This window comes from Aeromonas sp. QDB25, from assembly GCF_027707725.1.
Classification (GTDB): domain Bacteria; phylum Pseudomonadota; class Gammaproteobacteria; order Enterobacterales; family Aeromonadaceae; genus Aeromonas; species Aeromonas caviae.
This window is the reverse complement of the sequence record NZ_JAPCIZ010000054.1, coordinates 22,509-29,273: the sequence shown is the minus strand read 5'-3', so window position 1 is coordinate 29,273 and position 6,765 is coordinate 22,509. Positions and strand designations below refer to the sequence as shown.

At 63.8% G+C, this 6,765-nt stretch carries 5 protein-coding genes and 1 pseudogene; 1 reads left to right on the top strand and 5 read right to left on the bottom strand.

Translation table 11 applies throughout. From position 1 onward, the window contains the following. Positions 1–109: 109 nt before the first annotated feature. From PG883_RS16780 to rph, 5 genes and pseudogenes are all read right to left on the bottom strand, one after another. A pseudogene (locus tag PG883_RS16780) lies at positions 110–1,021 on the bottom strand (diguanylate cyclase domain-containing protein); the annotation flags it as partial. A gap of 153 nt (positions 1,022–1,174) precedes the next feature. Next, positions 1,175–1,564: a Cu(I)-responsive transcriptional regulator gene (cueR, locus tag PG883_RS16775; RefSeq protein ID WP_010676100.1), complete on the bottom strand. Its 390-nt coding sequence runs from the start codon at positions 1,562–1,564 to the stop codon at positions 1,175–1,177. Then, positions 1,561–3,990, bottom strand: a complete 2,430-nt coding sequence (locus tag PG883_RS16770; protein WP_270807410.1) for a heavy metal translocating P-type ATPase — start codon at positions 3,988–3,990, stop codon at positions 1,561–1,563. The genes cueR and PG883_RS16770 overlap by 4 nt, the downstream gene beginning before the upstream one ends. 179 nt (positions 3,991–4,169) lie before the next feature. Further along, the gene (pyrE, locus tag PG883_RS16765; RefSeq protein WP_010676102.1) at positions 4,170–4,823 is read right to left on the bottom strand and encodes an orotate phosphoribosyltransferase; all 654 of its coding nucleotides are present in this window, start codon (positions 4,821–4,823) and stop codon (positions 4,170–4,172) included. Positions 4,824–4,906: 83 nt separating this feature from the next. Next, complete coding sequence (gene rph, locus PG883_RS16760; protein WP_201921200.1) at positions 4,907–5,623, bottom strand: ribonuclease PH; 717 nt, start codon at positions 5,621–5,623, stop codon at positions 4,907–4,909. A gap of 146 nt (positions 5,624–5,769) precedes the next feature. Here rph and PG883_RS16755 point away from each other — a divergent pair, with 146 nt between their 5' ends. After that, positions 5,770–6,633: a YicC/YloC family endoribonuclease gene (locus tag PG883_RS16755; RefSeq protein WP_270807409.1), complete on the top strand. Its 864-nt coding sequence runs from the start codon at positions 5,770–5,772 to the stop codon at positions 6,631–6,633. Positions 6,634–6,765 lie beyond the last annotated feature (132 nt).

Below are 6,765 nucleotides of genomic sequence, written 5' to 3'. Positions count from 1 at the left end.
CTCATGGTGTTCCGCTTTGTTTCTTTGGCGAGAAGAAGCGTACCAGAACCGGCAGTTGGCCTCTTCTCTCCTATGCACCATGGGTGTTGCAGTTATTATCTGAATTCGCGGTGCAGGGCAGCAGCAGGGCGAACTCCTCTCCGCCGTAACGGGCAGCGAGATCGTCTTCCCGCCGCAGCACTTCGGCCAGCAGGCTCGCCACCTGTTGCAGGCACTGGTCCCCCACCTGATGACCATAGTGATCATTGAACTGCTTGAAGTAGTCCACATCCACCAGCACTAGAGAGAGAGGCGCCCTGGCACGGTGGCAGCGACGCCAGGCGCGCGCCAGGGAGTCGTCGAGATGGGCCCGGTTGGCGATGCCGGTCAGACCGTCGAGGCGGGACGTGAGCTTGAGGTGCTCGGAGACCGCCTTCAGCTCGGCCACCAGATCCGCATTGGAAAAACTGTGGTAGAGAGAGGCCACCTGATCCCGCCGCAGGCGCCGCAGCAGGGTCGGCAGAAAGACGAACAGATACCCCGCCAGCATGCAGGAGACGATACGCTCCTGGGTGTTGCCGCCACTGAGCTCGAACAACATGGCAAACCCTAGGGGCAGCACGGCCCCATAGAGGGTACGACGGCTGCCGAACAGCATGATGGCACTGCCGGTCAGGATCAGGCTGGAGAGCATCATCATGGCGGCACGATAGGTGTCGGGCAGCTTGTCCATGTAGAGCAGCACGCCCAGTGCCCAGACGATGGAGGTGATGGTCACCCCGACAAAGAGCTCGCGCTCGAGCACCGGCAGCGGAAGCTCCGCCAGCCTGGGCTGGCGCCAGCGCAGATGCCACCAGCGCCCCAGCAACAGCAGCAGGACCAGACCGAGCCAGCCCAGCGACTCGCTGGCCGGCAGGTAATCGTGGAACAGCAGGCTCCAGCTGATCGCCAGCAGCCCCAGGCAAGGCAGGCTGAAGGAGGCATGGGTATAGAGCTGGACCATGATGGCCCGCCGCACCTGATATTTCACACTCTGTGTCAACTGGGTACTCCCTGTACAAGAGCCGCACAGTTTAACACTCCCCTTTCCTGCTCAACAATCAATCGACCGCTATTAAGCTGCCACTCAGCGCGTCCTCTCCCGCACAGGCCCCGACAGACCCTTTTCTGCAGGGCCGAATGGCGCAACCCTCCCTCACCCTTTCTCCAGCTCGTCGAGGATAGGGCACTGGGGATTCGCATCTCCGTGACAGCAGCTCACCACCTCCTCGAGGGCGCTGAGCATGGCTTGCAAACCGGCGATGCGGGAGCGCAGATCGACGATTTTCTCCTGGGCCAGCTTCTTCACCTGGGCACTGGTTCTGTGCTCGTCCCGATAGAGCGCCAGCAGCTCCTGGCACTCCTCCAGATTGAAGCCGGTCTCCCGCGCCCGCTTGACGAAGCGCAACTCCCGCAGGGAGGCATCCGTATAACTGCGATACCCGTTGTCGCTGCGCACTGGCGACGAGATGAGGCCGATGCTCTCGTAGTAGCGGATGGTCTTGGCGGTCAGGCCGGTGGCCTTGGCGACCTTGCTGATGTTCATGAATGACTCCTTTGGGATTCAGATGCACGCAGGCTGCCCGCCCGGGGCTGCCAGCGCTTCAATAACAGGGAATTGCTCAAGACGGTGATGCTGCTCAGGGCCATGGCCGCCCCCGCCAGCTCGGGGCTGAGGTAACCCAGTGCCGCCAGCGGAATGCCGATGATGTTGAACACGAAGGCCCAGAACAGGTTCTGCTGGATGGTGCGCCAGGTGGCCGCCGAGATGTCGATGGCATCGGCCACCAGCCGCGGGTCAGATCGCATGAGGGTGATGGAGGCGGTCTCCATCGCCACGTCGGAGCCGGAGCCCATGGCGATACCCACATCCGCCGCCGCCAGCGCCGGGGCGTCGTTCACCCCGTCTCCCACCATGGCGACCAGCCCGCTGGTTTGCGCCCGCAGCGCCTCCACTTTCTCCACCTTGCCGGCTGGCAGCACGGAGTCAAAGGCCCCGTCCAGCCCCAGCTTGGCGGCGATATGGGCCACCGGCGCCGGCGCATCACCGCTCACCAGCCAGCTGGCGATGCCGCGCTGACGCAGGGTGGCGATGGCATCCGGACTCTCGGGGCGCAGGGTATCGGCCAGCGCGGCGATGCCAGCCACCACGCCGTCGATGGCCACCCAGACCCGGGTCGCGCCGTCGGCAGACGGTTTATCCTGCGCGGGCACCTCAATGCCGAGCTGGGCCAGCAAAGAGCCATTGCCGATGGCGACCGTATGACCGGCGACCTGACCGACAATACCGGCACCGACCCGCACCTCCACCGCCTCCGGCTGGGGCAGCACGGCATCTTTGCCGACCGCCTCGCGCATGGCCAGCGCCAGCGGGTGTTCGCTCGCCTGCTGCAGAGCGGCAGCGAGGCGCAGTTGCTCATCGTTGCCGCTCCAGCTCGCCAGCACCGGCCGGCCCTGGGTCAAGGTGCCGGTCTTGTCGAAGATGAGCGCCTTGATGGCGTGGGCCTTCTGCAGGGTATCGACATCTTTGATCAGAATGCCGTGGCGCGCCGCCACCCCGGTACCGGTGACGATGGCCGCCGGCGTCGCCAGCCCCAGCGCACAGGGACAGGCGATCACCAGCACCGCCACCGCCGCCAGCAGCGCCTGACCGAAGTCGTTGCTGATGGCGTACCACACCAGGAGGGTGAACAGGGCAATGGCCATCACCACCGGCACGAACACGGCGGAGACCTTGTCCACCAGCTGCTGCAGCGGCGCCTTGCCCATCTGGGCACTCTCCACCAGGGCGATGATCTTGCTGAGGCTGGAGTCCTCCCCCACCGTAGTGGCTTCAATTTCCAGCACGCCGGAGCGGTTGATGGCACCGCCCAGCACCTTGTCGCCCTCACCGCGCGGAATCGGCAGGCTCTCGCCGGTGAGGATCGACTCATCCAGCTCACTCTCACCGCTCACGATTCTGCCATCCACCGGCACCCGCTCCCCCACCAGCACCTGCAGCCTGTCGCCGCGCAGCACCTCGTCGATGGCGACACTCTGCCAGCGCTCGCCGCGCCAGACGGTGGCGGTTTCCGGCCGCAGCGCCATCAACTCGCGAATGGCGGACTGGGTACTGCGTCTGGCTCGCGCTTCCAGCAGTTTTCCGAGGGAAATCAGGGTAATGATGATGGCACTCGCCTCGAAGTAGAGCTGGCCACTGGCGGCCATCCCCAGATTAAGCAGCAGATAGAGGCTGTAGAAGTAGGCCGCGCTGGTACCGGTCGCCACCAGCACGTCCATATTGGCGGAGCGGTTCTTGATGGCGAGCCAGGCGCCGCGATAGAAGCGGGCCCCGATCCAGAACTGTACCGGGGTGGCGAGCACCAGCTCCAGCCAGGCGGGCAAATGCCAGGGGAACAACCCGGCCATGGCCAGCATCCCCACCAGCAGCGGCAGGGTAAGCAAAGCCGAGACGATGACCCGGGTTTGCGCCTGACGGGCGCTGGCGGCCTCCTGCGCTTCCCGCTCCAGCAACTGCTGGCGGCGGCCGCTGGCCGAGCCCTGCGCCAGCTGGGCACCAAAGCCGAGGGCTTCGATCTGCTCGCGCAGGGCGGCGGGGGTCTGCATCCCGGATACCAGCACGATACGAGCCTGCTCGATGGAGAAGTTGACGTCGGCGGAGATGACGCCGGGCAGCGCCGCCAGCATCTTGTTCAGACGGGCCGAGCAACCGGCACAGGTCATGCCGGTGATTTGAAACAGGATGGTCTCACTGCCGTAGTCATAACCCTGCGCCTGGATGCTCTCCAGTACCGCCGGCAGACGGTCGGGGCTGGTCAGCTCGATGGCCGCCTGCTCCAGCGCGAAGTTGACGGTGGCCGATACCCCGTCGAGCTTGTTGAGGGCGGTCGTGATGCGGCCGGCGCAGTTGGCGCAGCTCATGCCGCTCAGCGGCAACTGCAGATGAATGGGTGATTGAAGATGAGTGCTCATGTTGTTCCTCCCCGGAACCCGTCGGCACCACAAAACGCCGACTGGCAAACCCTAACCTTTACTGTAAGGGTAAGCTCAAGCCACATGATCCACTTTTTGCAGATGAAAAAACGGCGCCCGTTTGCTGCCAGAGAACAAACGGGCGCCGCCTTCAACTATTGCGCGGTATACGCGGCGACTCAGATACCGTACTGGGCGCGGTAAGCCTTCATGGCGGCCAGTTGCGCCGCCAGCTCCGGCTGTTCGGCCTGCTTCTCTTCCAGATACTGGATCAAGTCGCTCATCTGGATGATGGCGATGATGTGAGCGCCGTAGTCACGCTCCACTTCCTGAATGGCGGAGAGCTCGCCCTTGCCCTTCTCCTGACGATCCAGCGCGATCAGCACGCCAGCCAGGGAGGCGCCGTTGGCCTGGATCAGATCCATGGATTCGCGGATGGCGGTGCCGGCAGTGATGACATCGTCCACCAGCATGATGCGCCCCTTGAGCGGGCTGCCCACCAGATTGCCACCCTCGCCGTGATCCTTGGCCTCCTTGCGGTTGAAGCACCAGGGCACGTCCACGTCGTGCTGCTCCACCAGCTGCACCGCGGTGGCGGAGGCGATGGGGATCCCCTTGTAGGCCGGGCCAAACAGCACGTCGAACTCGATGCCGGCATCCATCAGGGCGGCGGCATAGAAGCGGCCGAGACGGGCCAGATCGCGGCCGCTGTTGAACAGACCGGCGTTGAAGAAGTAGGGGCTTTTACGACCGGATTTCAGGGTAAATTCACCGAATTTGAGGACCTGTTTCTCCAGGGCGAACTCGATAAATTGACGCTGGTAGGCTTTCATTCTGGCTCCTTGCTTGGCTTGTCGTTGTCTTGTGTGGGGGTATAAAAAAACGCGGTCAATGCCGCGTTTTTCAAATCAGAAATTCAGGAGAGCGCCTGCTTCTGCAGCGCTATGATGTCGTCGATGCCGCCCTTGGCCAGCGCCAGCATCTCCAGCAGCTCCTCGTGGGTGAAGGGTTCGGCCTCCGCGGTGCCCTGCACCTCGATGATGCGACCATCTTCGGTCATCACCACGTTCATGTCGGTCTCAGCGGCGGAGTCTTCGATGTACTCCAGATCGCAGATGGCCTCCCCTTCGAACATACCGACGGAGACGGCCGCGATCATCTGCTTGAGCGGGCTCTGTTTGATCAGCCCCTTCTCCACCATCCAGTTCAGCGCATCCACCAGCGCCACGCAGGCCCCGGTGATGGCGGCGGTGCGGGTACCACCGTCGGCTTGCAACACGTCGCAGTCAACGGTAATGGTGTGCTCGCCCAGGGCACTCAAGTCCACCGCCGCGCGCAGGGAGCGGGCGATCAGACGGGAGATCTCCAGGGTACGGCCGCTCTGCTTGCCGGAGGCCGCTTCGCGGTTCATCCGGGAGTGGGTGGAGCGCGGCAGCATGCCGTACTCGGCAGTGACCCACCCCTGCCCCTTGCCTTTGAGGAAGCGCGGCACGCTGGTGTCGACGCTGGCGGTGCAGAGCACGCGGGTGTGGCCGAATTCCACCAGCACGGACCCTTCAGCATGCTTGGTGAAGTGGCGGGTGATGGTTACCGGACGCACCTGGGCGGCGCTGCGATCGCTGGGACGGGACATGGGACTGACCTCTGGGCTGGCTGAATTGGCGCAGGAGTATAAGCGATCGCTACTCAAATATCAGCCGCTAAAACCACCTCGTCGGCTGACGGAGCAGGCCTGGCTGAGTATACTGGCCGCACACTTCATCAAGCCCGGAACAATCAATGATTCACAGCATGACCGCCTACGCCCGCAAGGAACTCAAGGGCGACTGGGGCACAGCCGTTTGGGAAATTCGTTCGGTCAACCAGCGCTATCTGGAGACCTACATTCGCCTGCCGGAACAACTGCGCAGCCTGGAGCCGGTTCTGCGTGAGCGCTTCCGGGCCAAGCTGCAGCGCGGCAAGGTGGAGTGCAACCTGCGCTTCGAGGCCGCCCAGGCCGCCGCCAGCCAGCTGCACATCAATGAAGAGCTGGCCAAGCTCATCATCGAGAGCGCCAACTGGGTGATGAAAGAGGCGGGCCAGGGCCAACTCAACCCGGTCGACGTGCTGCGCTGGCCGGGCGTCATGGCCGCCGCCGAGCAGGACATGGACGCGGTCGCCACCGAACTGATGGGCGGTTTCGACTTGACCCTGGACGACTTCCTCGCCTCCCGCGCCAGTGAAGGGGCCAACCTCAAGGCGCTGATCGAGCAGCGTCTGGCCGGCATCCAGGTGGAAGTCACCAAGGTGCGCGCCCACCTGCCGCAGATCATCGAGTGGCAGCGCCAGAAGCTCACCGACCGGCTGGCCGAAGCCAAGGTGGAGCTGGATCCGGCCCGCATCGAGCAGGAGATCGTGCTGCTGGCCCAGAAGATCGACGTGGCCGAAGAGCTAGATCGTCTGGAGATGCACATCAGCGAAACCAACAAGATCATGAAGAAGGGTGGCGCCTGCGGCCGCCGTCTCGACTTCATGATGCAGGAGTTCAACCGCGAGTCGAACACCCTCGGCTCCAAGTCGATCAACGCCGAGGTGACCCAGTCCGCCGTCGAGCTGAAGGTCCTCATCGAGCAGATGCGCGAGCAGATCCAGAACATCGAGTGATCTCCCTCATCGATGCACCAGCCCTCGCCACCCGGGGGCTTTTCTATGTTCGTTTCCCGCAGCGCTCAGCCGCCTGACTGATGGCAGCCCCGAGCAAAGGGAGCCCGACATGTGCCATCACGCAAAGAGGGT